Origin of the sequence: Arthrobacter sp. LAR12-1-1.1, from assembly GCF_040676555.1 — a bacterium.
Lineage (GTDB): Bacteria > Actinomycetota > Actinomycetes > Actinomycetales > Micrococcaceae > Arthrobacter.
On the sequence record NZ_JBEGIG010000023.1, the window covers coordinates 397,151 to 420,737 of the forward strand.

Annotated in this window: 19 protein-coding genes and 1 pseudogene; 11 read left to right on the forward strand and 9 right to left on the reverse strand. The window is 67.7% G+C overall.

Annotated features, from left to right (window positions below; genetic code table 11):
• The first annotated feature begins 289 nt into the window (after positions 1-289).
• From MRBLAR12_RS14730 to MRBLAR12_RS14740, 3 genes are all read left to right on the forward strand, one after another.
• Entirely contained in the window at positions 290-895 is a 606-nt protein-coding gene (locus MRBLAR12_RS14730; RefSeq protein WP_229995634.1) for a malonic semialdehyde reductase, read from the forward strand.
• A 381-nt stretch (positions 896-1,276) separates the two neighbouring features.
• The gene (locus tag MRBLAR12_RS14735) at positions 1,277-1,843 is read left to right on the forward strand and encodes a hypothetical protein (protein ID WP_364746870.1); all 567 of its coding nucleotides are present in this window, start codon (positions 1,277-1,279) and stop codon (positions 1,841-1,843) included.
• 147 nt (positions 1,844-1,990) lie between these two features.
• On the forward strand, positions 1,991-3,139 hold the full coding sequence (locus MRBLAR12_RS14740) for a GGDEF domain-containing protein (protein WP_229995632.1): 1,149 nt from the start codon (positions 1,991-1,993) through the stop codon (positions 3,137-3,139).
• Between the two features lies 1 nt (position 3,140).
• On the opposite strand, the gene pgm is transcribed toward MRBLAR12_RS14740, so the two are convergent.
• Positions 3,141-4,790 carry a phosphoglucomutase (alpha-D-glucose-1,6-bisphosphate-dependent) gene (gene pgm, locus MRBLAR12_RS14745; protein ID WP_229995631.1) on the reverse strand — a complete coding sequence of 550 codons (1,650 nt, stop codon included), beginning with the start codon at positions 4,788-4,790 and terminating at the stop codon, positions 3,141-3,143.
• Between the two features lie 148 nt (positions 4,791-4,938).
• Between pgm and MRBLAR12_RS14750 the strand changes: the two genes are divergently transcribed.
• Positions 4,939-5,682: a DUF4190 domain-containing protein gene (locus MRBLAR12_RS14750; protein WP_229995630.1), complete on the forward strand. Its 744-nt coding sequence runs from the start codon at positions 4,939-4,941 to the stop codon at positions 5,680-5,682.
• 30 nt (positions 5,683-5,712) lie between these two features.
• On the opposite strand, the gene MRBLAR12_RS14755 is transcribed toward MRBLAR12_RS14750, so the two are convergent.
• From MRBLAR12_RS14755 to MRBLAR12_RS14765, 3 genes are all read right to left on the reverse strand, one after another.
• Positions 5,713-6,567, reverse strand: a complete 855-nt coding sequence (locus MRBLAR12_RS14755) for a phosphotransferase (protein ID WP_229995629.1) — start codon at positions 6,565-6,567, stop codon at positions 5,713-5,715.
• A gap of 4 nt (positions 6,568-6,571) precedes the next feature.
• Positions 6,572-8,077, reverse strand: coding sequence for a peptide MFS transporter (locus tag MRBLAR12_RS14760; RefSeq protein ID WP_364746873.1), 1,506 nt, complete (start codon positions 8,075-8,077; stop codon positions 6,572-6,574).
• 128 nt (positions 8,078-8,205) lie between these two features.
• The gene (locus MRBLAR12_RS14765) at positions 8,206-9,351 is read right to left on the reverse strand and encodes an alcohol dehydrogenase catalytic domain-containing protein (protein WP_364746875.1); all 1,146 of its coding nucleotides are present in this window, start codon (positions 9,349-9,351) and stop codon (positions 8,206-8,208) included.
• Positions 9,352-9,754: 403 nt separating this feature from the next.
• Here MRBLAR12_RS14765 and MRBLAR12_RS14770 point away from each other — a divergent pair, with 403 nt between their 5' ends.
• A complete protein-coding gene (locus MRBLAR12_RS14770; RefSeq protein ID WP_364746877.1) occupies positions 9,755-11,698 on the forward strand; it encodes a sialate O-acetylesterase in 1,944 nt (647 codons plus the stop codon).
• Positions 11,699-12,024: 326 nt separating this feature from the next.
• Here the strand turns inward: MRBLAR12_RS14770 and MRBLAR12_RS14775 are convergent.
• Positions 12,025-13,495: pseudogene (locus MRBLAR12_RS14775) on the reverse strand (amidase).
• Positions 13,496-13,783: 288 nt separating this feature from the next.
• On the opposite strand from MRBLAR12_RS14775, the gene MRBLAR12_RS14780 reads away from it, so the two are divergent.
• The 3 genes from MRBLAR12_RS14780 to MRBLAR12_RS14790 all read left to right on the forward strand — a co-directional run bounded on the left by MRBLAR12_RS14780 (position 13,784) and on the right by MRBLAR12_RS14790 (position 15,428).
• Positions 13,784-14,110: a rhodanese-like domain-containing protein gene (locus tag MRBLAR12_RS14780; RefSeq protein WP_229995920.1), complete on the forward strand. Its 327-nt coding sequence runs from the start codon at positions 13,784-13,786 to the stop codon at positions 14,108-14,110.
• A gap of 18 nt (positions 14,111-14,128) precedes the next feature.
• Complete coding sequence (gene pheA, locus MRBLAR12_RS14785; RefSeq protein ID WP_229995921.1) at positions 14,129-15,112, forward strand: prephenate dehydratase; 984 nt, start codon at positions 14,129-14,131, stop codon at positions 15,110-15,112.
• A gap of 94 nt (positions 15,113-15,206) precedes the next feature.
• On the forward strand, positions 15,207-15,428 hold the full coding sequence (locus tag MRBLAR12_RS14790; protein WP_018774949.1) for a hypothetical protein: 222 nt from the start codon (positions 15,207-15,209) through the stop codon (positions 15,426-15,428).
• 25 nt (positions 15,429-15,453) lie between these two features.
• On the opposite strand, the gene MRBLAR12_RS14795 is transcribed toward MRBLAR12_RS14790, so the two are convergent.
• Complete coding sequence (locus tag MRBLAR12_RS14795) at positions 15,454-16,518, reverse strand: diacylglycerol/lipid kinase family protein (protein ID WP_229995922.1); 1,065 nt, start codon at positions 16,516-16,518, stop codon at positions 15,454-15,456.
• A 77-nt stretch (positions 16,519-16,595) separates the two neighbouring features.
• On the opposite strand from MRBLAR12_RS14795, the gene serS reads away from it, so the two are divergent.
• Positions 16,596-17,876 (forward strand): serine--tRNA ligase, encoded by a 1,281-nt coding sequence (gene serS, locus MRBLAR12_RS14800; protein ID WP_364746880.1) that lies wholly within the window; start codon positions 16,596-16,598, stop codon positions 17,874-17,876.
• 146 nt (positions 17,877-18,022) lie between these two features.
• Entirely contained in the window at positions 18,023-18,973 is a 951-nt protein-coding gene (locus MRBLAR12_RS14805; protein ID WP_364746882.1) for an HAD family hydrolase, read from the forward strand.
• A gap of 40 nt (positions 18,974-19,013) precedes the next feature.
• On the opposite strand, the gene MRBLAR12_RS14810 is transcribed toward MRBLAR12_RS14805, so the two are convergent.
• Positions 19,014-19,613, reverse strand: a complete 600-nt coding sequence (locus tag MRBLAR12_RS14810; RefSeq protein ID WP_229994109.1) for a hypothetical protein — start codon at positions 19,611-19,613, stop codon at positions 19,014-19,016.
• Positions 19,614-19,802: 189 nt separating this feature from the next.
• Here MRBLAR12_RS14810 and MRBLAR12_RS14815 point away from each other — a divergent pair, with 189 nt between their 5' ends.
• Positions 19,803-22,214 carry a phosphoketolase family protein gene (locus MRBLAR12_RS14815; RefSeq protein ID WP_364747073.1) on the forward strand — a complete coding sequence of 804 codons (2,412 nt, stop codon included), beginning with the start codon at positions 19,803-19,805 and terminating at the stop codon, positions 22,212-22,214.
• Between the two features lie 14 nt (positions 22,215-22,228).
• Here MRBLAR12_RS14815 and MRBLAR12_RS14820 read toward each other — a convergent pair whose 3' ends face one another.
• Together MRBLAR12_RS14820 and MRBLAR12_RS14825 are read right to left on the reverse strand one after the other, a co-directional pair.
• Positions 22,229-22,981, reverse strand: coding sequence for a DUF429 domain-containing protein (locus MRBLAR12_RS14820; RefSeq protein WP_364746884.1), 753 nt, complete (start codon positions 22,979-22,981; stop codon positions 22,229-22,231).
• 100 nt (positions 22,982-23,081) lie between these two features.
• Positions 23,082-23,573 (reverse strand): inorganic diphosphatase, encoded by a 492-nt coding sequence (locus MRBLAR12_RS14825; RefSeq protein WP_018774943.1) that lies wholly within the window; start codon positions 23,571-23,573, stop codon positions 23,082-23,084.
• Positions 23,574-23,587: the final 14 nt, after the last annotated feature.

Genomic DNA, 23,587 nt, shown 5'->3' on the forward strand with positions numbered 1-23,587 from the left:
AATGTGGGGAGGGGGCGGAAGGAATCTTCCCGAGCAACTTTACCGCCCAGGGGTTTACCGGCCGATCCTCTACCGGCCGTCCGTTGCCTCCGGAGGGCGTGTGTTGGAGGGCGTGGATCGGGACGGCGCGGATCGGGACGGCGCGGATCGGGACGGCGGGGTGTGCCGGGCTGGTGTCCGACGTCACAGGACGCCGCGGGAAGCAGACGCAGGCCGTTGAAGTTGCAACTATGGACAGCAGGAGAAGCCGGCCACCCAAGAGTGCGCCAGCCCAGGGAAAGGGATGCGAATGACGATCGCCCATGAAGAAGCAGTAATCGACGCAGCAGCGGTGGACGCCATCTTTGCCGAGGCCCGCACCGCGAACGCCTTCACCGGCGACGTTACTGAGGACCAGGCCCGCGCCATCTACGAACTGACGAAGTTCGGCCCCACCGCCTTCAACTCCCAGCCGCTGCGCGTAACCTACGTGCGCTCCGACGAAGCCCGGGCCACGCTCGTGGACGCACTTTCCGCCGGAAACCGTGCCAAGACGGCCTCCGCGCCGCTCGTCGCGGTCCTGAGCTACGACACCGCCTGGCAGGAACAGTGGGACGCGTTCCTTCCCGGCTACAACGCCCCGAAGGCCATGTATGACGCCGCGCCGGACCTCGCCGCGGCCACGGGCAACAACAACGCCCACCTGCAGGCCGGCTACTTCATCCTCGCGGTCCGCTCCCTGGGCCTCGCGGCCGGCCCGATGACCGGTGCCGACTTCGCCAAGATCGACGCCGCGTTCTTCCCCGACGGGAGCCAGAAGAGCTTCCTGGTGGTCAACATCGGCCAGCCCGGGGAAGATGCATGGGGCGCAGCCAAGCCGAAATTCGCCTACGAGGACGTCGTCCGTACCGTCTAAGGCCCCAGCGCCGCCCTCCGGCGCTGTCCGCCCCTGGAGGTGCCTCCGGCGCTGTCCGCCCGCGGAGGTGCCTCCGGCACTGTCCGCCCGGCGCCGCCCTCCGGCGCTGTCCGCCCGCGGAGGTGCCTCCGGCACTGTCCGCCCGGCGCCGCCCTCCGGCGCTGTCCGCCCGCGGAGGTGCCTCCGGCGCTGTCCGCCCGCGGAGGTGCCTCCGGCACCATGGGGGACAGGCCGGAGGCACGCGGGATGCGATTCTGCGGTTCAGCGCAAGGCCCACATCCAGGGCCACTTCCTATTTTAGTCCGTGCCTTCGCCGCCGGCACTGTGCGTTTTGCGACGGCCGCCCGGTCCGTAAACGCCGCGACGTGGCACACTTTTCCCATGCGGAACCTGATCGCGGTGGCCTTCGTGGAACCGGTAGCCGAGGGGCTCGAGTTTCCCCGTGATGACTGGCCGCTGCACCTCACCCTGGTTAAGTTCGACGTGGTTAAGTTCGATGTGGTTAAGTTCGGCGCCGTCGAACCCCGCGAGGAAGCCGGCACCGAACCTGAACCTGACGCGCCGGCCTCAGTCGATCCGCTCGCCGAACGGATCGCCACCCTCATGGCGGACCCGGTGACCGCTGCCCTGGGCTGCCGGCTCAGCGTGGACGGCGAAGCCGGGTTCGGGCGCGCAGGGTCGATCCCGGTCAACCTGATTGAGCCCAGCGAAGAGCTGCAGTTCCTCCACAACGAGCTGGTCCGGATCGTGGAGCAGCTGCCCGGCAGGATCTCGACGCCCGCCTACACCCTGGAAGGATACCGGCCGCACGTCTCGCACCACGGCGACAAACGGCTCCAGCAGGGCGACACCTTCGCCCTTGACCGGATAGCGCTGGTGGACATGGCGCCCGACGGCGGGCACGCCACGCGCCGGATCCTGAAGTTGTGGACCGAAGACCCGGCGTAAGCGCCGGAACGGTCTCATGGGATAGCCTTCCCGTCATATCCGGGACACCGGCGGTGGATTCCTGCGGGCCGGGTGCCATACTTGGGTCAACTTCGACGGTGAAGTGACGTATTCGGGCAAATCACGGCGGACCGGGGGGACCACTAAATGATGCTTGACACCGCGACACTGCGGGTTGCCTTGGCGCTTGTCGACCTCACACTGCTCATGCTGTTCTACTTCATCACGTTCCGGCGCACCCGGTCGCCCTACAGCGGCTGGTGGTGCATGGCCCTCTTGCTGTTCCTGGTCGGCAACGCCGCGTACCTGCTGGACGGTACGGTGCACCAGGGGTGGGCCAACCCTGCCGGCAACGTCCTGCTGGTCGCCGGTGCCGCCAGCATCTGGGCCGGCGGACGATCGCTGAGGGCCCCCTCACCCCGGCTCTGGCACCTCGCGGCCGGCCCGGCTGCCACCGCCGTCGCTTCAGTTCTTGACCACCCGGCCACCAACACGTGGGCCGGAGGCCCCGTGTACCTGGGATTCATGGCCGTGCTGATCGGCTTGGGATCCCGGGAGCTGTTCCTGCTCGAGCGCGACTACTCGCGCGTCCACCGTCCCCTCGCCGTCGGCGCCGGCATCCTGGCCGTTTTCTACCTTGGCCGCCTCTTCGCCTTCCTGACGAAGGGACCGGACGGTGCGGTTTTCACGTCAGTCTTCGGATCCGTCCCCATGACGGTCTTCTCGATGGTGACGCTGGTGGTTGCTTCCTTCACCATGGCCGAGCTGAGCTACGAACAACAGACCCGGGATCTGCGGGCCCGCGCCACCGTGGATGGCCTCACGGGCCTGCTCAACCGCTCGGCGTTCCTGGATCTTGCGGAAAACGAACTGCGCCGCTTGCGCCGGACCGGCACCACGGCGTCGCTGATCCTGGCGGACCTGGACCACTTCAAGACGATCAACGACCAGTTCGGCCACTCAGCCGGAGACTCCGCCCTGCAGGCGTTTGCCAGGGCCTGCGCCGGTAGCGTCCGCTCCACCGACCTCGTGGGCCGCTACGGCGGCGAGGAATTCATCCTCCTGCTGCCGGGCGTCACGCCGGACCGGGCGCAGGAAATCGCGGCCGACATCAGCGTCCGGCTCCATCAAACCGGCTCGGCAGCCGTTCCCCGGCTGCCCACCGTGAGCTACGGCATCGCGTCCACCGGCTCCGGACCGGACGGCCTCGACGCTGCAGTGGTCCTGGCCGACGCGGCCCTCTACCAGGCAAAAACGCTTGGCAGGGACCGCGCCGAGTTGGCCACCGGCGGCTGAACTACGAAATAACGCCGTCCACCAGCGCCTTCGCCTCGGCCTGGACCTGCTTGAGGTGCTCGGCACCCTTGAAGGACTCGGCGTAGATCTTGTAAACGTCCTCCGTGCCGGAGGGCCGGGCCGCGAACCAGGCGTTCTCGGTCACAACCTTGAGGCCGCCAATCGCCGCGCCGTTGCCCGGTGCCTCGGTCAGCTTCGCCGTAATCGTTTCGCCGGCCAACTCTGTCGCGGTGACGTCGGACGAAGAGAGCTTGCCGAGGGCCGCCTTCTGCTCCCGGGTGGCCGCCGCGTCGATCCGGGCGTAGACCGGGTCGCCGAACTGGTCGGTGAGGCCCTTGTACAGCTGCGACGGTGACTTGCCTGTTACCGCCGTGATCTCCGAGGCCAGCAGTGCCAGCAGGATGCCGTCCTTGTCGGTGGTCCAGACGCTGCCGTCCATCTTGTTAAAGGAGGCACCGGCGGATTCCTCGCCGCCGAAAGCGCCTTCTCCGGACAGCAGCCCGGGGACGAACCACTTGAAGCCCACGGGAACCTCGACAAGCTTGCGGCCCAGGCTTTCAGCCACGCGGTCAATGATCGAGGAGGAGACCAGGGTTTTGCCGATCACGGACTGCGGGTTCCAGCCGGTGCGGTGCCGGTACAGGTAATCGATGGCGACGGCGAGGTAATGGTTCGGGTTCATCAGCCCGCCGTCCGGCGTAACGATTCCGTGGCGGTCGGCGTCCGCGTCGTTGCCGGTGGCGACGTCGAACTTGGCGCCGTCGGACATGCGGTTGATCAGGGAGGCCATCGCCGACGGCGAGGAGCAATCCATCCGGATCTTTTCGTCCCAGTCGAGGGTCATGAAGGCCCACTGGGGGTCGACGGTGGGGTTGACCACGGTGAGGTTCAGGTGGTGCCGCTCGCCGATCTCGCCCCAGTAGTCCACCGACGCGCCGCCCATCGGGTCGGCGCCGATCCGCACGCCAGCCTCGCGGATCGCATTCAGGTCCAGCACCGAGGGGAGGTCGTCGACGTAGCTGCTGAGGAAGTCGAACTTGCCGGTGGTCCCGGCGGCGAGGGCGTCGGCCACTGGGATCCGCTTGACTCCGCGCAGGCCGTTTTCGAGGAGCTCGTTGGCGCGGTTGGCGATCCAGCCGGTGGCGTCGGTGTCGGCGGGGCCGCCGTGCGGGGGGTTGTACTTGAATCCGCCGTCTCCCGGCGGGTTGTGGCTCGGGGTCACCACGATGCCGTCGGCCTGCGGCGCGCCCGGAGCGGCGTTCCGGTTGTGCGTAAGGATGGCGTGGCTCAGGGCAGGGGTGGGGGTGTAGCCGTGGCGCGCGTCGATGAGGACGTGCACGCCATTGGCCGCCAGCACCTCAAGGGCGGAGTTTTGTGCGGGCTCGCTCAGGCCATGGGTGTCCTTCGCCATGTAAAGGGGGCCGGTGATGCCTTGGCCCGCGCGATATTCCACGATCGCCTGCGTGATGGCGAGGATGTGGGGTTCGTTAAAGGACGCCTTCAGGCTCGATCCCCGGTGCCCGGAGGTACCGAAGGCCACCCGCTGGCCCGGGTCCGAGAGGTCCGGCGAAACGTCGTAGTACGCATCCAATAGCGCAGTGAGGTCAACAAGGTCTTGGGGTTGGGCAACAGTGCCCGCGCGGCTAGCCATGGCACCAGCATGCCAGACGAGGGCGGGGTGCAGCACGGTTTCGCGTCAAACCCGTTCCTGTGACGAAAGAAAACCCGCCGATCGGCCCGGTCCCAAGCCAACCCTGCGGCGGTACGCTGGATCCAGAGACTTCTTGAGGGGACATGCCATGACTGAACAGCCAAAACAAGGCAAAGACGAGACCCCGGAGGGTTACCAGCCGACCCTGCGGCTCCCGGACCACCAACCGGACTTTCCGCCAGAGCAGGCACCGCCCGCCAGTAAGGACCACGGACAGTCGGCGACGCAGCAGTTCGCGCAGCCGGGGTCAGGGCAGCAGCCCTATGCGGGCGCGCAGCCGGGGTCCGGGCAGCAGCCCGACACGGGCCAGCAGCCCCACGTCGGCCAGCAGCCCCACGCGGGCCAGCAGCAGCCCGGCCAGCAGCAGCCCGGCCAGGCGGCACCTGGCCATGGCCAGTTCTCAAGCCCGTACCCTCCGATCTACGGCGAGTCCGACCGGGCGCCATATGCGGCGGGCCAGCCGGGCTACGGCCAAGCGGCCTACAACCAGCCGGCCCCACCGTATGGCCAACCGTCGCCGTACGCTCAGCCGGGCAGTCCCAACGCCTACGGTCAGCCCGCGTACTACGGCGCACCGGCGGCGCCCAAGAGCCTGAGCATCGCCAGCATGTGCTGCGGCATCGCCGCGCTGGTGGGATTCGGATTCTTCCTGCTCCCGCAGCTGGCCGCCGTCATCCTGGGACACCTGGCCCTGCGGCGCGAACCGGCCGGCAGGGGCATGGCGATCGCCGGCCTCGTGATGGGATACGTCGGCATCGCCGTCACTATCCTGGTGCTGGTCATTTTCGGACTGGTCATCGGCACCGCACGCAACAGCGGATACGGCGTCTAGGCCTGCCCTGCGGCCGGGGCCTGCGTCGGCTCAGCGTGTCAGCGCAGCCACGAGCGCTCCGGCATTGGCCTCAAGCCAGGCACGCCGCCGGTTGATCTGGCCGCCCACGCCGTCCTGCCACATCCGCGCCCAGCCGCCGCCCAGGGCCGCGGCGTTGTGCCGCATCCGTTCGAAGCTGAGCGCCGCGGCCTCGATCCCGGCGCCGGGCACCCGGCGTCGTTCATCCTCGGTCCAGCCGTAGGCGTCGGCGAAGGTGCGCAGCCGGCGGAACGGGTCGTGGTCATCCCAGCCCGGCCACGCGTCTGACGGGTCGCGGAGCGGCACCCAGTGCATGGCGGTATTGAGCGAATCGTGGAGTGCCGTGGCGGGTCCGGCGAGGTCGAAATCCGCCAGTCCCGCGGCCAGGCCGTCCCGGACCACCACGTTCTGGGGTGTGACGTCCAGATGGCAGATGAGCCCGGCGGCATCGGAGGGGTTCGGCCGGACCGGCCGGGGCGGGAACGCGTGGACCTGCGGCACGAAGCCCGCTGACGCGGTGTGCAGGCGCCGCACCAGGCGGGCCACGGAGGCCAGCAGGTCCTCGGACTGCACCCAGGCTTCCGGCGGCGCCCCGGCGCACTGTCCCGGCACGAAGGTCAGGACGTCCCGGCCTTCTATGTCGCGGCCGAGGAAGCGCGGGGAGCCCTCAAAGCCGGCGTCGTGGAGCCAGTCGAGATACTCGGCGACGGCGAATGATTGTTCCTGGTGCGGGCGGCGGATGGTTCCGCCAACCCGCACCACACCCGCGGTGACATCGCCCGCCGGCATACTTTCGACGTCGGACGCCTCGCCCGGGGCGGGGGTGTAGACGCGCGAAGCAACCGGGACGCGATGCACGGGGTTCATCGGGTCAGCGTACGCCGCCCATGAGCTTCTTGATCGCCGGGGAGGCGACCGCCAGGCCCACAGCCAGCAGCATCGCGGTTCCACCGATGCCGATGAAGTAGGGCAGCTCGTCCTGCGGGTTGTACAGGCCGGACAGGATGCCGGCCACCGTGGTGCCCAGGGACACGGAGAGGAAGAACAGCGCCACCATCTGGGTGTGGAAGGCCTTGGGCGCCAGCTTGGTGGTGACGGACAGGCCGATGGGGGAGAGAAACAGCTCCGCGAGAGTGAAAAGGAGCAGGATTCCAACGAGTGCCAGCAGAGGGGTCTTGCCGGCGCCGGCCAGCGGGATGAAGGCAAGGAAAGCAAGGCCCATCACGAAGAGGCCTATCGAGAACTTCAGCGCCGAACCGGGCTGCTTCCGGCCGAGCCGGGTCCACAGGGCGGCCATGATGCCGGCAAAGATGATGATGAACACCGGGTTAATGGACTGGACCCAGGCGGCAGGCATTTCCCAGCCGAAGAGATTCCGGTCCAGTTTCTCCTCCGAGTACACGGCAATGAACGTGAACTGCTGCTGGAACAGCGCCCAGAACGCGGCCGAGGCGATATACAGCGGGATAAACGCCGCCACCCGTCCGCGCTCGGTGGCGGTGATCTTCTTGCTGCTGAAGATCAGGGCAAAGTACAGCACAGACGCGCCAATGGCGGCGTAGGCCATGGACACGGCAAGGTTCTCGGCGTTCACGGTGCCGGTCACGAGCAGCACGGCGATGATCACGGCGATGCCGGCGAAGATCAAGCCGTACCGGGTGCGCTGGGCGGCCGGGAGGGGATTCGGTACCCGGTGTGCTTCTGCGGGCAGTTTCTTGCGGCCCAGCGAGTAGATGACCAGGCCCACGGCCATGCCGACGGCGGCGGCGCCGAAGCCCCAGTGGAAGCCCTGGCTTTCCTGCAGCCAGCCGGTGACCAGCGGGCCGATCAGCGCACCGGCATTGATGCCCATGTAGAAGATGGAGAACCCGGCGTCGCGGCGTTCGTCCTTCTCGCCGTACAGGCTGCCGACGAGGGCGGTGGCATTGGCCTTCAGCCCGCCGGAGCCGACGCCCACCAGCACCAGTCCGGCGATCAGGCCGGGTACGCCGGGCACGAGTGCCAGCCCGATGTGGCCGGCCATGATCAGGACGGCCGCGCCGAACAGCACGCGCTCGGACCCGAAGAGCCGGTCCGCGAGCCAGGCGCCGAGGATTGTGGAGAGGTAGACGCCGCCACCGTAGGCGCCGACCAGGCCGGCCGCCAGGGCCTGCGGAATCTCAAGGCCACCCTGGGCGGCCGAGAAGTACATGTAATAGAGGAGGATCCCCTGCATTCCGTAGAAGGAGAAGCGCTCCCACATCTCTACGGAGAAAAGGCTGGCCAGCATCTTTGGGTGGCCAAAAAACGACGTGTCGTCCGGCGTCTTCGTGGGGGGACTGAACGAGGGATCGCCCGGCGTTGTAGCGGGGGGATGGGATAAATGAGTTGTGCTCATTTACTTAATGGTGACATTGTGACGCGCGATTGTCACATTCGCGCAGGCCCCAGGCAAGCAACCCAAACCGTGTTTTGCCTCTCTTTCGGGAGGACTTCCCGGGGCGTGCCGGGCCGCGCGGCTATGTCCTAGGCGGTCTCCCCGGCGGGCTCGCCGACGGGCTCGTCCGCGTCGAACATGATGATCTGCCGGATAGCGTGGCCGTCTGCCAGCTGGTCCATGGCCCGGTTGATGTCGGCCAGGGCGATGCGGTCCGAGATCAGCTCCTCGACGGGGAGTTTCCCGTCCCGCCACAACTGGGCGTATTTCGGGATATCCCGCGACGGGACGGCCGAGCCAAGATAGCTGCCCACAATTGTCCTGGCTTCTGCGGTGACGGTCAGGGGCGCCAGCTGGGCGCGGGCATCGGGGGAGGGTAGCCCGGCCGTGACGGTGGTGCCGCCGGGGGAGGTCGCAGCGAACGCGGTTTCGAACGCGCGCGGATTTCCCGCGCACTCGATCACGAACCTGGCTTTAACCCCGGCCTCGAGGACCTGCTGCGGAGTGTATGTCTCGTGGGCGCCGAGGCGGCGGGCGTGATCGAGCTTCTGCTCCAGCGTGTCCACGGCGATGATCCGCGAGATTCCTTGGGAGATGGCGGTGATGAGCGCCGCCATCCCCACGCCGCCGAGACCGACGATCATGATGCTGTCCTGCGGGCGGGGCCGGGCCGCGTTGAGCACCGCGCCGCCGCCGGTCAGCACGGCGCAGCCCAGGACCGCCGCAATGTCCGCGGGGATGTCGTCGTCTACCGGCACGGCGGAAGCGCGGTCCACCACGGCGTGGGTGGCGAAACCTGAGACGCCCAGGTGGTGGTGGACGGGTTCGCCGTCGCGGCTCAGGTGCCTGGATCCGTGCAGCAGCGTTCCGTCGTTGTTGCTCTGCGAGCCTGCCGTGCAGGGCAGCCGGCCGTCCTCGGCGCAGTTCGCGCAGCTCTCGCACCGGGGCAGGAAGGACATGACCACCCGCTGGCCGGGCTGAAGGTCCGTGACGTCGGAACCGACCGTCACGATGCGGCCCGCCGCTTCGTGGCCCAGCAGCATGGGTACCGGCCGGACCCGGTTGCCGTCGACAACGCTCAGGTCCGAGTGGCAGATCCCGGCGGCCTCCATCCGGACGAGGATCTCGGTGGGCCCGGGAGCCGCGAGTTCCAGCTCGGAGATGCTGATGGGCCTGGAGTCCGCGAAGGGGCGCGGGCGGCCGATTTCCTCAAGTACTGCACCGGTGATCTTCATTGATCCTCTTTCGCGGCCTGGTCGGGTTTGAGTGAACGATAGCCGCCGGCCGCAGCCAGCGTCCATTTGGGGCTTCCCGACGGCGCCCGCGCTGGCCGTTAGCGGCTGGCGGAGGGCCGCGCCCCGGCGCCACGGAGGGCCCCGGGCCGCCCCCGCAGGCAAGAAAACCTCAAGGTGGCAGGGCCAGAGTGTGAACCATGGCTGGTCGGGGAAAGCTCTGTCGTCCCCCGAACCCGGCAGGGCCGCGGTGAGGGTGGTGAGGGTATTGCCTTCCTCAACAACGGCCTCTGTTCCGCGGCCACCCCGGTGGCCCTCGGCCCCGGCCCCGTCAGGAAGGTCCGCCACATGGGCCCACGGCCGGTGGCTTCACCGCTTCCTGATCGGCCTGGCGGTTTCTGCCCTCATGATGGCGGGCCTTGTACCGGCGCAGGCTGTAGGGAAAGTCACCACTCTTCACGTCTTTCTCGCCGCCGGGCAGTCGAACATGTCCGGGCGGGGCGTTCCCATCATTGAAACGGCAGACACGGCGCCGAACCCACGAATCTTTCAGTACGGAGCCAAGATCCGCTCGCTCCGCCCTGCCTCTGTCCCGCTGGACATGAACGACACGCCCAGCGGCATTTCCCCCGCGATGACCATGGCCCGCGAGTATTTGAAGACCCAGCCCCCCGACGTCGGAGTCCTCATCATCCCGGCCGCGCACGGCGACACCGCATTCACCAGCTTGCCGGGGACCCTGACCTGGGCCGTCGGCGCGGCTTCGGCCCCGGAGTTCGATTTGCCGACGCTCGCCGTCAAGCAGACGTTGAGCGGCATCGCGGCGGCGAAAACGGCCGGCTACACCGTGAGCCTCAAGGGCATCCTCTGGCACCAGGGCGAGAGCAACTCCGCCACAAGCACTGCCACCTACAGTGCGAGGCTGGACCAGCTCATTGCCTTCTTCCGCGACCGGCTGTCCGCGCCGAAGCTGCCCTTTGTGCTGGGACGGATGTCGCCGGAAGGCATCGCGGCCACTCCGGGCAGGGGCAACGTGGACAAGAGCCAGTACCAGACTCCGGGCCGCGTCGCCTATACCGGCTTCGCGCCCTCCCTGGCCTGCGCCCTGAATCCGGGGGACATGACCCACTTCTCCCGGGCCGGCATCGAATACCTGGGAAGGTCATACCTTTCCGCGTATCGGAAGGCGATCGCGAACACTCAAGCGTCCGGCATTGCCACTCCGGATCTCGCAGTGCCGAACTGTGCGGGCCGGGCCATTGCCATCGATCCGACGCGATTCCTGGACACCAGGGTCTGGCCGGGCCGGGTGGCTGCGGGCAAGTCGGTAACGTTCCGCGTTGCCGGCGTCCGCGGCGTGCCGGCCGACGCGTCCGCCGTCGTCGTGAACCTGACGGTGACCTCGCCGACGTCGTACGGCGTCATCACCGCCTACGCCTCCGGAACAAACAAACCAGGCACCTCAAACCTGAACTACGTTGCCGGGCAGACCGTTTCAAACCTCGCCATGGTGCCCCTGGGCGCGGACGGCCGGCTGACGCTCACCAATACCTCGTCCGGGACAGCGCATCTGATCGTAGATGTGTCCGCCTATTTCCACGAGGGCAAGCCGTCGTCGCCGGGGACGTTCAGTTCCGTGGCGCCCACCCGGCTGCTGGACACGCGGCTGTCCTCCGGGCCGGTTGCCGGCGGAAAATCGGTGTCCTTCATGGTCGGTGGCAAGCTGGGGATCCCGACGAACGCCTCGGCGGTGGTCCTGAATCTCACGGCGACCCAGACAGCGAGCTTCGGTTTCCTGACCGCGTACGCCGCGGGTTCCTTGATGCCGAGGGCGTCCAATGTCAACTACTCGGCGGGGCAGACCGTGCCCAACCTCGTCGTGGTCCCCGTCGGGACGGACGGGAAAGTGACGGTGTCGAACACCTCATCCGGGGCCGCGCAGGTCATTGCTGACGTCGCGGGATACTTCCTGCCCGGCAAACCCGTCCAGGCAGGCGCCCTCCGCGCCCTGAGCCCCACGCGCTTCCTGGACACGCGGGTCTCCTCCGGCCCCGTCGCGGCCGGGGCCTCGCTGACGTTCCACGTGCGCGGCGTCAAGGGAATCGCGACAACCGTGGCCGCCGTGGTGGTCAACCTGACGACCACCGAGGCAAAGTCCACCGGGTTCCTCACGGCGTTCGGCTCGGGGTCGCCCACGCCGAACGCCTCGAGCCTGTTCTACGTGCGCGGCCAGACGATCGCCAACCTGGCCGTGGTTCCGGTGGGGCCGGACGGCAACGTCAAGATTACGAATAACTCGAGCGGATCCGTCCAGATCATCGCCGACGTCGCCGGCTACTTCCGCGGGTAGGGGGCCGATCCGTCGCGGAACGAAGGGCGGCCCGCTGGATTCCTGGGTGCCACGGGGTAGGTGTCTGGCTGGCTTCCTGGGCCCGGCCGGGGGACATGCCCATTCTTGGCGCCCGCGGGTGGACATGATGGCATTGTGTCCAGCGGCCGCGGCAAGGGGTGGGCATGTCCCCGATGAGCACCGGACATGTCCCGGGTGCGGCGTGGGGAATGGGCATGTCCTCAACGGTGGAGGGTGGGCATGTCCCCTGTTTGACCTGCGTTCCGAAAATGTCCCGTGTCCGGCGTGAGAACTGGGCATGTCCCCGGTGAGTGGCGGGTCCTTGGCTAGAACCCCAGTTGGGCGGCCACCTGCAGCAGCAGCCCCTCGGAACCCATTGGCCCGATCAGCTGGATGCCCATCGGCAGGCCGGAACCGGGGGCGCCGCCGGTCCAGTGCACCGGGACACTGATCGCCGGCAGCCCGCAGACGTTCACCATGGACGACCACGGCGCGTATTCGCACTGTTTGCGGTAGTCGTCGTCGGCGTCGCCCGCCCATTCCGCGACCGGCCAGTAGCCCCCGCCGTGGGTCGCGCCCGTGAACCAGCCCACCGGGCGGGGTGTCTGTGCCAGGGCCGGCGTCAATATGAGGTCCCATGGGGTGTACTGCGCGATCGTGTCCCGCTGGAACTGCCGGAGGAACCCGACCGATTCGTTGACTTTGGCCGCACTGCGCTGCTGTGCGCGCCGGCGGAACGTCCTGGTGAGCGGGGTCAGCAGCGCCTCGCGCTGGGGCGCGATTCGCGCGCTGCCAATGCCGGCGGTCCACGCTGTGGTGAAGGCATCCGGGTAGCGGTTGTCATAGCGAATCGCTGCAGTCGAGGTCTCGTGGCCCGCCGCCTCAAGCCGCGCGACGCCGTCGGCCAGCGCGTCGAGCGCCTCCGGGTCCGGGATCACAGGGAAGATCGATTGCCACGGGCTGTCGAGGCTTATCCCGATCCGCAGCCGGCGCGGCTCCCTGGCAGTCAGTTCGAGATATCCGGCCTCCGCCGGGCCTGCCGCGGCCGGTCCGTCCTCACTTTGGCTTGCACCGTGCGGGGCCGCGCCGGGCATCAGGGCATCGAGCAGCAGGGCGGCATCGGCGGCGGAGCGGGCGAGCGGTCCGGCAACCACGAGCTGCGCGGGATCGCCGGAGCTTTCCCCGGCCGGCACGAGCCCACGTCCGGGCTTCAGCCCGACCAGCCCGCACGCCGCGGCCGGGATCCGGACGGAGCCGCCGCCGTCGGACCCGGGCGAACGGCAACAGTCCCGCGGCCACGGCGGCAGCGCTGCCGCCCGAGGAGCCGCCCGAACTGCGGCTGAGCGCATGCGGATTGCGCGACGGCGGAGCGACCCGGTTCTCGCTGTAGGCTGTCAGGCCGAACTCCGGGACCTGGGTCTTGCCCAGCGAGATAACCCCCGCAGTCTTGAGCGCGACGGGAAGTGCGCCGTCGGCCAGCGCCGGTTTACGCTCCAGTGCGGCGCTGCCATGCGTGGTAACGACCCCTGCCACATCCGTCAGGTCCTTGAACGCGACCGGTATCCCATGCAGCGGCGGCAAGGCGCCGCCGTTCCGGCTCCGGAGGGCGTGGAGCCGGTCAGCTGCCGCGGCGTCCTTCTGCGCCTGCTCCGCGGTGACGGTGATGAAGGCCCCGAGCTGCCGATTGTGGGCTTCGATGCGGTCCAGGAAATGATCTGTGGCCTGCCTGGCGGACAGTTCCCCGGACCGGAGCGCATCGCGGAGCTCGACGGCCGAGAGCTCGTGGATCTCAGCCAAGGAGATGGGGTCCCGGCCGTTCCGTGGGCCGCGCGGCCCGAATCCCCGCGGGACATGCCCATTCTTGGGAACTGCGGAAGGACACAATGGCATTATGCCCAGCGCTCGCGGCCAGGGGAGGGCATGTCCCGTGGCGGGGGCCGCGGACGGACCGCTCCGCGGGGTGTTGGGCTGCCATGAGGTCTCCTTTGCGGTCTCCAGAAGCGTAACCTGCCGCCGGCGTGGGCGCGCTGGAAGCGGCGGGGGATACGCTGGGATCGGAGCTTCAAATCTGCGGAAAGGGTGAACATGAGCGACTTCCAGACCGTGAGCGTGTCGGGCATCCCCGATGGTGCCAAGATCGTGGACGTCCGCGAGGACTACGAATGGGTTGCGGGCCACGCCGAGGGTGCCCTGCACATTCCCATGGACCAGCTGCCGGCCCGGGTCGAGGAGCTTGACCCGGACGAGGACCTCTATGTTATTTGCCGCACCGGCGGCCGTTCCTACCGGGCCACTCAGTGGCTGGTCGGAATGGGATATTCCGCGGTGAATGTGGCCGGCGGCATGGACCAGTGGGTCGAGTCCGGCATGCCTTTGGTGTCCGACAACGGGCTTAAACCGGTCGTCCTGTAACCGAAGAAGGAAGAACTGATGCCCGCACCAACGCTCACCTACACATTCCTCGGACCCGAGGGCACCTTCACCGAGGCTGCCCTGATGCAGGTCCCGGACGCGGCCGAGGCCATCCGCATCCCGTCCTCGAATGTGAACACGGCGCTGGACAAGGTGCGGAACGGCTCCGCCGATGCGGCCATGGTGCCGATCGAAAACTCGGTCGAGGGCGGCGTCACGGCCACCCTCGACGCCATCGCCACCGGCCAGGAACTCAGGATCCTCCGGGAGGCCCTGGTGCCCATCAGCTTCGTCCTGGTGGCCAGGCCCGGCGTCGCAATCGGGGACATCCGGCGCGTCTCCACCCACGGTCATGCCTGGGCCCAGTGCAGGCTCTGGGTTGAAGCTAATATTCCCAATGCGGAATATATCCCCGGGTCTTCCACCGCCGCTGCCGCCATAGGCCTGCTGGACGGCGACAGCGTCCATTACGACGCCGCGATCTGCGCCCCGATAGTGGCCACAGAGCAGCCCGGCCTGAAGGTGCTTGCGGAAAACATCGGCGACAACCCGGGCGCGGTCACCCGGTTCGTGCTCGTGGGCCGGCCGGGCGAATTGCCTGCCCCCACCGGCGCGGACAAGACCACCGTGGTGGTGCCCCTGCCCGAGGACCGGCCGGGTGCGCTGATGGAGATCCTGGACCAGTTCGCCACCCGCGGCGTGAACCTGAGCCGGATCGAATCCCGGCCGACCGGGCAGTACCTGGGCCATTACTTTTTCAGCATTGACGCCGACGGCCACGTGGCGGACGCCCGGGTGGCCGACGCGCTCGCGGGTCTGCACCGGATCAGCCCGGCCACACGCTTCCTCGGTTCCTACGAGCGTGCCGACGGCCATCGCACCAGCGTTGCCCCGCATACCTCGGACCACGCATTCCGCGCCGCGCATGCGTGGGTGAAAGACATTCTGGGCGGCGCATCTGCTGAGGCGGAATATACCCCGGGGGCTTCGCCCAGAGCGTAGGCAAATGCCATATGGCGCACTTCCACCACTTCCCAACTGTGCGTATGCTTGCCTGATCCATATTGGGGAAGTCCCCTACGGGAGGGAGCGGGTCATGTCAGGCACCAGCACAGAAAATGACGGCCAGGGAATGATTGTCAATCCCAAGCCGACTGCTGAGAACCAGGACTGGGACGGCGACGACGCCGACCGCGCGGACCGCTTGCGCTTCGAAGAGGAGCAGGCAATGATCCGGGAGCAGTCCGAAGCCCGGGCCGCCAAGGCTGCAGCAGAGGCGAAAAAAGCGGCTGAGGCGAAGAAGGCCGCCAGCGCCTAGCCCTCGCTCCAGCCGCCGTCGGCGCCTAGCCGCCTTTGATACCGTCCTTGACCCGGACCAGCAGGGATCCCGGGGCCACTTCCACGACGACCTTCGTGGCCTCCCCGGAAGGATCGCCGTCCACCTGGGTGGGCATAGGTTCGGGGCATCGGATGGTGATCTTGCCGGAGCGGTAATAGGTCATGACCGGCAGGTCTTTCTTGTGCTTTAGCACGATTTTTGTGGACATGGCCAGCCAGCCGATTGCACTGCGCGGGCTCATCACCACGATGTCCAGCATCCCGTCATCGATCATGGCCTGCGGGATGAAGTCGATTCCCCCGGGGATCAGGCCGCAATTCGCGAACAAAACGCTGCGGATCTTCCGGGTCTGCTCGGGTTGGTCATCGAGCGCTATCGAGACCCTCTTGCGACGCCCCGCAAGGTGCCGGACCCAGGCTTCTGTGTACGCCAGCCAGCCCACGGCCTTCTTCAGGCCATCTAGGGTGTCAGTGACCACTTCGGCGTCCATGCCGATGCCCGCGATCACGAGGAACGTGTACTGCGCGGATTCCCCGGTGCGTGAATTCTCCAAGGTGAGCCGCGCCGTATCGATGAACCGCTGGTGTCCGAACAAAGAGGCCTGCACGTTGCCGGGGAGGTCGTTCACCTCCAGATGCACATTGCGGGCCAGGAGGTTCCCGGTGCCCAGCGGGACCAGGCCCATCGGGATGTCCGTCCCGGCAAGGACCTCGGCCACCACACGCACGGTACCGTCGCCGCCACCGGCCAGTACGACGTCGGCCCCGTAGGCCACCGCCGCCCGCGCCTGCGAGAAGCCGGGGTCCTCCGCGGTGGTTTCGAAGACGCGCGGCGCCGGCCAGCCCGCCTCCGCGCACGCGGCTTCAATCAGGCCCCGGGCCTCGGCCGATCTCGCCTTGATCGGGTTCAGGACCACGGCAACCTTCTGGCGGCCCGTGCCAGGGCTGTGGGTTTCCTCCCACACGGCAGGGCGGGTGTGCTTGGCCTTGAGCCGGCGCACCCCCCACCAACTGGAGGCGGCAAAGACCAAGACCCCAGCGATGACGAGGTAGAGCAGCCAGTCGCGCATTGTGATCCAACAGTATCCCGCCAGCGCCCCCGACCGGCTTGCCCGGCAACGGTGGCCGGATTGGATACTCTTGTCTGGTGATCGACGTAAAAGACCTCAGCGAATATCCGGACAAGTTCCGTGCCAGCCAGCGCGCCCGCGGCGCCGACGAATCCGTGGTGGACGCGATCATCGCTGCGGACTCGGCCAGGCGAGCGGCGCTGATCCGGTTCGAGAACCTCCGGGCCGAACAGAATGCCTACGGCAAGAAGGTCGCCCAGGCCAAGGGCGAGGAAAAGCAGGCCCTCCTCGCCGAGCTGAAGGTTCTGGCTGCCTCCGTCAAGAGCGCATCGGCCGAGGCCGATGTAGCTCAAACGGCCCAGGAGGAACTGCTCCGCGCCATCCCCAACCTGATCGAGGACGGCGTCCCGGCTGGCGGCGAGGACGACTACATTGTGGTCAAGAAGGTGGGCACGCCGCGCGAATTCCCCGACTTCGAGCCGAAGGACCACCTGGAGATCGGTGAGCTAATCGGGGCCATTGACATGGAACGCGGGGCGAAGGTTTCCGGATCCCGGTTCTACTTCCTGCGCGGAGTCGGCGCCCGGCTGGAAATGGCGCTGCTCCAGATGGCCATGGAACAGGCGATCGAGGCCGGGTTCGTCCCCATGATCACGCCCACCCTGGTCCGCCCGGAAACCATGCAGGGCACCGGCTTCGACGTCAAGCACGACGCCGAGATCTACCGTCTCGCCGAAGACGACCTGTACCTGGTGGGCACCTCGGAAGTGGCCCTGGCCGGCTACCACGCCGACGAGATCCTGGACCTTTCGGCCGGCCCCATCCGCTACGCGGGCCAGAGCTCGTGCTACCGCCGCGAGGCAGGCTCGCACGGCAAGGACACCCGCGGCATCATCCGGGTCCACCAGTTCAACAAGGTGGAGATGTTCATCTACACCACGGTTGAGGAGGCGGCCGCCGAGCACGACCGCCTCCTGGCGTGGGAAGAGGAGATGCTGGCCAAGTGCGAACTCCCGTACCGTGTCATTGACACCGCTGCCGGGGACCTTGGCAATTCGGCGGCGCGGAAGTTCGACTGTGAGGCATGGGTCCCCACCCAGGGCGCGTACCGGGAGCTGACCTCGACCTCGAACTGCACCACGTTCCAGGCGCGCCGCCTGAACATCCGGGAACGGGTTGTGAACGAGGACGGTGCGCCCAAGGGCACGCGGGCCGTGGCTACGCTCAACGGCACCCTGGCCACCACGCGCTGGATCGTGGCCATCCTGGAGCACCACCAGAACCCCGATGGCTCCGTCAACGTCCCCGCCGCGCTGCAGAAGTACCTCGGCGGCATGACGGTCTTCCCCGTCCTCTAACCCCCGTCCCTAACCCCAGCCAGGCCTCCGGTGGCCGCCGGGTAAACATTCACACTGGGGAGAAGCTGTGGGTGTTTACCACAAGTTAACACGCTGCTGTGGCGTGTGTCCTAGCGGCCGTCGGGGGTGTCTGCTCTACTTGTGAGATGACAACCATGACTGAATCCTCAGTCGCCGGCAACGATGACCGGCGCACCACACACCAGAACACGACAGACAAGAACACGGCAGACCAGAACACGGCAGCCCCGATCAAGTCAGCCCCGATCAAGTCAGCGCGGGACAGAAGCGCCCGGAACGGCGCCGGCGAAAAGATGCTGATCGCCCTGGACGTCGATGGCACCCTCGTGGACCACGACGGGCACATGTCGGTTCCCGTCCGCGAGGCCGCCCAGGCCGTCGTGGCCGCCGGCCACCACGTCATGATCGCCACCGGCCGCTCCCTCAACGCCACGTTGCCCGTGATCGAACACATCGGGATCGACAACGGCTACGCCGTGTGCTCCAACGGCGGTGTGATCCTGCGCGTCGACTCCGGGCTGCCGGACGGCTATGAAATCCTCCATAAGGCAACATTTGACCCCGGGCCGGTGCTCCGCGCCCTGCGCAAGCGGCTGCCCACTGCCAAGTACGCGCTCGAGGACGCGGACGGCAACTTCCTGTCCACCGAACGCTTCCAGGACGCCAGCTTCGGCGTCGAAGCGGTCGGCGTCGACTTCCAGACCATGCTTGAGGCAACCGCCGTGCGCGTGGTGGTCTTCAGCTCGGAGAACACCCCCGAAGAGTTCAACACCGCGATCCGCCACATCGGGCTCGCCGGCGTGACGTATTCGGTGGGCTGGACGGCGTGGCTGGACATTGCCGCCGCCGGAGTCACAAAGGCCAGCGCGCTGGAACAGCTCCGGGACCGGCTCAGCATTGAAGCGCACCGCACCATCGCCGTCGGGGACGGCCGCAACGACATCGAGATGCTGACCTGGGCGCGCCGCGGCGTGGCCATGGGCCAGGCCCCCGTTGAAGTGATTGCCGCCGCAGATGAAGTGACGAAATCGGTCTACGACGACGGCGCCGCGCACGTGCTTCGCAGCCTCCTCTAGGCATCGCGGGGCGGACGGTTCCCGGAAGGGACCGGGCCGGCTAGCGGACGTCCAGGATGAGGCCCAGGAGCCGTGCCGCGCCCGGCCGGGCCGCGTGCTCTTCGTTCCACTGGGACCGGGCCACGGCTTTGCTCACGGCCTGCGTAGTGATCCCGAGTTCCTCCGCGACTGCCTTCTGCTGACCCCGTACCCCCGGAGTGAGCAGGTCCAGCACCCGCCATTCCGCGTGGCTCCGGTCGTGCACAATGTGGCCCAGGAGGCGCAGGACGGCCTCGGCTTCTGCCGCAATATCGGCCAGCGGTCCCTCCACGGCCACCCGAACGCGGTCCTTGTGGTTCCGGAGGCGATCCACGGCGCGCCTGGCATAGATCAGCCCGTGTCCGGAGGCGTCCTTGATCTGGTTCGGCAGGGGTTCATTGACCGGTCCCACGCCAATGCCGACGTACCAGCTGCCGCTGCGCAGGGCGATCATGGCCGCTTCCACCGCCTGATGCGGACAGTCCACGATCCCCTGTACCTCGTCCTCCACGGAACGGTCGAAATCGAGGCGCGCCGGAATGTGCCGCAGGTCCCTCAGGAGCTGCGGCACGCGGTCGCCGTCGCGCCGGCTGTCGGTTTGATTGATGGTCAGCGTGAACATTCTGGATGACACACTACCTGCTGGCACTTGGGGGGCAAGTCGCCGGCAGCGCCCGTGGACCGGGGTTGTGTCCCGTCCGCCGGACGTGTTGCGATGGACAAAATACGCCGAGGCAGGACCACGGATGCGAGGACCCCAGTGAGCAGTGACATGTCCAGCAGTGACCTGAATGGAAGCACCCGCACTCAAATGCCGGCCGACGGCCCGATTCTGGCCGGCCCGATCCCGGACGGTGCGGCCATGGACCTGGTGGACCGCTGGTGGCGGGCGGCGAACTATGTCTCAGTGGGGCAAATCTACCTCCGGTCCAATCCGCTGCTGCGCGAACCCCTCAGCGCAGAACACACAAAGTCCCGGCTCCTTGGCCACTGGGGGACCACGCCCGGACTGAATTTCGTCTATGCCCACCTGAACCGGGCCATCCGCCGGGACAGCCAGCAAATGCTGTTCGTCGCCGGTCCCGGCCATGGCGGCCCCGCATTGGTGGCCAACGCCTGGCTGGAAGGCACGTATTCGGAGATTTACGGGCACGTCGGCGACGACGAAGCCGGCCTGGCCGAGCTGTTCCGGCAGTTCTCCTACCCGGGAGGCATTCCAAGCCACGCCGCCCCTGAGACCCCCGGCTCGATCAGCGAAGGCGGCGAGCTCGGGTACTCACTCGCACACGCGTACGGGTCCGTCTTCGACAACCCGGAGCTGATCACCGCCGTCGTCATCGGTGACGGCGAGGCCGAGACCGGGCCGCTGGCCGCCAGCTGGCATTCGCACAACTTCCTGGACCCGGCGGCCGACGGCGCGGTGCTGCCCATCCTGCACCTGAATGGCTACAAGATCGCCAACCCCACGATTTTGGCCCGCATGCCAGAAGCCCAGCTGGAACAGCTGCTGCGCGGCTACGGGCACGTCCCCCATTTCGTCACCGTGGCCGATCCGGCGGACACGGCCGCGGCCCACCGGGATTTTGCGGCCGCGCTGGACACCTGCCTGGCCCAGATCCGGACCATCCAGCAGGCCCACCGCAGCGGCCGGACGGCGCAGGACGGCACTGCGCAGGACGGGGCAGCGCAGTGGCCGATGATCGTGCTGCGTTCCCCCAAGGGCTGGACCGGGCCCAAGGAGGTGGACGGGCTGCAGGTGGAGGGAACCTGGCGCAGCCACCAGGTTCCGCTGGGCGGGGTCAGCACCAACCCCGAGCACCTGAGCCAGCTGCAGCAGTGGCTCGAGTCCTACCGGCCCGAGGAACTCTTCGACGGCCGCGGACGGCTGCTGCCGGAGACGGCCAGGAACGCCCCTGCCGGCCCGCTGCGGATGAGCGCAAACCCTCACGCCAACGGCGGGCTGCTGCTGCGTCCGCTCACCCTGCCGGACTACCGCCGGCACGCCGTCGACGTCGCCGAACCCGGCGTCGAGCGGATCAGTCCGATGACGACGCTCGGACCCTGGCTGCGGGACGTTATTGCCCTGAACCCGGACACCTTCCGGCTCTTGGGCCCGGACGAGACCGCATCGAACCGGCTGCAGGCCGTCTACGACGCCACCGACAAGGTCTGGCAGTACAGGATTGATGCGCTGGATGAGCATATTGCCCGCGCCGGGCGGGTGATGGAAGTCCTCAGCGAACACCTCTGCCAGGGCTGGCTCGAGGGGTACCTGCTGACCGGCCGGCACGGGGTGTTCAACTGCTATGAGGCGTTCATCCACATTGTCGATTCGATGTTCAACCAGCACGCCAAGTGGCTCAAGGTCCACCGGCAGCTGCCGTGGCGCCAGCCCGTGGCCTCGCTGAACTACCTGTTGTCCTCCCATGTGTGGCAGCAGGACCATAACGGTTTTTCGCACCAGGACCCCGGTTTCATTGACCACGCCGTCAACAAGAAGGCCGAGATCATCCGGGTCTACCTGCCGCCGGACGCCAACACACTGCTGGCCGTGATGGAGCACTGCCTGGACTCCCGCGACTACATCAACATCGTGGTCAGCGGAAAGCAGCCCTCGCCAACCTGGCTCGGGCCGGACGAGGCCTCGCACCATTGCCGCCGCGGCCTGGGCATCTGGGAGTTCGCCGGCTCCGAAGTCAGCGGTGAGGAGCCCGACGTCGTCCTGGCCTGCGCCGGCGATGTCCCCACAGTCGAAACCGTTGCCGCGGCCGAACTCTTGAAGCAGGGGGCGCCCGGGCTGAAAGTGCGGGTGGTCAACGTGGTGGACCTCATGCGGCTCCAGGACGCCAGCGAGCACCCTCACGGGCTGACGTCCCGGGACTTCGACGGCATTTTCACGGCGGACAAACCGGTGATCTTCGCCTACCACGGCTATCCCGCGCTGATCCACCGGCTCACGTACCGGCGCACCAACCAGGAGGGCCTGCATGTGCGCGGCTACAAGGAGGAAGGCACCACCACGACCCCCTTCGACATGGCCATGCTGAACGGGATCGACCGGTTCCAGCTGGCAATTGACGCGATCGACCGGGTCCCAGGGTTGTCCGAGAAGCACTCGCTGCTGCGCCAGTCCCTGCAGGACAGCCGCATGCGCGCCCGTGACCACACCCGGGAGCACGGCGAGGACCCGGCCGCGATCAGCAACTGGTCGCTGCGAGAGTAGCCCCTCCGTCGGGGCTAGCCCGAGAGCTCTTGCAGCCCGCCCCGGGGGATGTGGATCCAGCCCTCGGTCAGGGCGACCCGGCGATGTCCGTCATCGGGGTGCAGCGTCCTGCCCAGGGCCACTGCCCGCGCGGTCAGGGAGGCGATGAGGGCGTCGAACATGTCATCGGAGGCGGCCAGCCGGTCATCATGTCCGGCCAGGTCCAGCCACGGTGCGGCCGTCGACAGCGCGTCCAGGGCCACTGCCAGCCGCTCCGTTTCCGGTGCGCCCCGCCCCTTGTAGCCGCGGGTCGGCAGGCCCCACAATTTCAGCGAAGCCGCCGGGTACACCTCGGCGAGCCGGCCGCTGCCGTCCCTGGCCTGCACCCCGAATTCCCGGGCGATCTTTGCCTGGATGACGGCACAACGCATCGCCGGGTGGGCCAGCCGGTCAGCGGAGACGCTGAGCGGGATCAGGCCCGTTTGGCCGGTGACGAACCTGTCTGTGTCCCGGTAGGCCAGCAGCCGGCGGCCTTCGATCCCGTCATGGTCCAGCACCGGATGGGCGTCGAAGTTCAGGTGCCCGGCGATAAAGGGAAGAAACGCGTCCGGCCAGCCCAGGGGGCAGTCGATTCCCGTCATGTCGCTGGTGCCGAAGAGCCGGAGGATCTCCTCGTCGCCAACGTCCAGGGACAGTTGCGCCAGGCGTGCCGCGCCGTCGGCCCATTCGATGACCGCCACCGCCGTTTTCTTCTCGGCGGCAGCGAGGTCGACGCCGAGGGTCCTCACCGTTGCGCCGTCAGTAAATAAAGAAACGCGGGGTCACTTGCCGCCCGGTCCGGAGGTCCGGATGGGCGGCAAGTAACCCCGCGTTGGAGCGCAGAAACGGTCAGTGGCCGGCTGCCGGAACGTAGCGCTTGATGGACGCAGCCAGTTCGGCTTCGGCGGCGGCGCGGTCGCCCCAACCTTCGGCCTTGACCCACTTGCCCGGCTCCAGGTCCTTGTAGCGGGTAAAGAAGTGCTCGATTTCCTTGATCAGGAACTCGCTGACATCGCTGATCTCTTTGATGTGGTCGAACCGGGCATCGGTCGGGACGCACAGGACCTTGGCGTCCCCGCCGCCGTCGTCGGTCATGTTGAAAACGCCGATCGGGCGGGACTCGACGATCACGCCGGGGTAAAGGTCGAAGTCCTGCAGGAGCACCAGTGCGTCCAGCGGATCTCCATCCTCACCCAGGGTGTTCTCGAAGAAACCGTAGTGGGTGGGGTACTGCATCGACGTGAACAGGACGCGGTCCAGGCGGACGCGGCCGGTCTCGTGGTCGACTTCGTACTTGACGCGCGATCCCTTGGGGATCTCGATGGTCACGTCATGCTTCATGGAATGCTCCTTGA

What these genes read in the sequence shown, in the direction of transcription:
- pheA (WP_229995921.1), top strand. Translation starts at nt 14,129, where the DNA reads ATGCCCGCACCAACGCTCACCTACACATTCCTCGGACCCGAGGGCACC.
- MRBLAR12_RS14815 (WP_364747073.1), top strand. Translation starts at nt 19,803, where the DNA reads ATGCCGGCCGACGGCCCGATTCTGGCCGGCCCGATCCCGGACGGTGCG.
- MRBLAR12_RS14805 (WP_364746882.1), top strand. Translation starts at nt 18,023, where the DNA reads ATGACAACCATGACTGAATCCTCAGTCGCCGGCAACGATGACCGGCGC.
- MRBLAR12_RS14750 (WP_229995630.1), top strand. Translation starts at nt 4,939, where the DNA reads ATGACTGAACAGCCAAAACAAGGCAAAGACGAGACCCCGGAGGGTTAC.
- MRBLAR12_RS14760 (WP_364746873.1), bottom strand. Translation starts at nt 8,077, where the DNA reads ATGAGCACAACTCATTTATCCCATCCCCCCGCTACAACGCCGGGCGAT.
- MRBLAR12_RS14780 (WP_229995920.1), top strand. Translation starts at nt 13,784, where the DNA reads ATGAGCGACTTCCAGACCGTGAGCGTGTCGGGCATCCCCGATGGTGCC.
- MRBLAR12_RS14790 (WP_018774949.1), top strand. Translation starts at nt 15,207, where the DNA reads ATGTCAGGCACCAGCACAGAAAATGACGGCCAGGGAATGATTGTCAAT.
- pgm (WP_229995631.1), bottom strand. Translation starts at nt 4,790, where the DNA reads ATGGCTAGCCGCGCGGGCACTGTTGCCCAACCCCAAGACCTTGTTGAC.
- MRBLAR12_RS14795 (WP_229995922.1), bottom strand. Translation starts at nt 16,518, where the DNA reads ATGCGCGACTGGCTGCTCTACCTCGTCATCGCTGGGGTCTTGGTCTTT.
- MRBLAR12_RS14730 (WP_229995634.1), top strand. Translation starts at nt 290, where the DNA reads ATGACGATCGCCCATGAAGAAGCAGTAATCGACGCAGCAGCGGTGGAC.
- MRBLAR12_RS14740 (WP_229995632.1), top strand. Translation starts at nt 1,991, where the DNA reads ATGATGCTTGACACCGCGACACTGCGGGTTGCCTTGGCGCTTGTCGAC.
- MRBLAR12_RS14755 (WP_229995629.1), bottom strand. Translation starts at nt 6,567, where the DNA reads ATGAACCCCGTGCATCGCGTCCCGGTTGCTTCGCGCGTCTACACCCCC.
- MRBLAR12_RS14810 (WP_229994109.1), bottom strand. Translation starts at nt 19,613, where the DNA reads ATGTTCACGCTGACCATCAATCAAACCGACAGCCGGCGCGACGGCGAC.
- MRBLAR12_RS14765 (WP_364746875.1), bottom strand. Translation starts at nt 9,351, where the DNA reads ATGAAGATCACCGGTGCAGTACTTGAGGAAATCGGCCGCCCGCGCCCC.
- MRBLAR12_RS14770 (WP_364746877.1), top strand. Translation starts at nt 9,755, where the DNA reads ATGATGGCGGGCCTTGTACCGGCGCAGGCTGTAGGGAAAGTCACCACT.
- MRBLAR12_RS14735 (WP_364746870.1), top strand. Translation starts at nt 1,277, where the DNA reads ATGCGGAACCTGATCGCGGTGGCCTTCGTGGAACCGGTAGCCGAGGGG.
- MRBLAR12_RS14825 (WP_018774943.1), bottom strand. Translation starts at nt 23,573, where the DNA reads ATGAAGCATGACGTGACCATCGAGATCCCCAAGGGATCGCGCGTCAAG.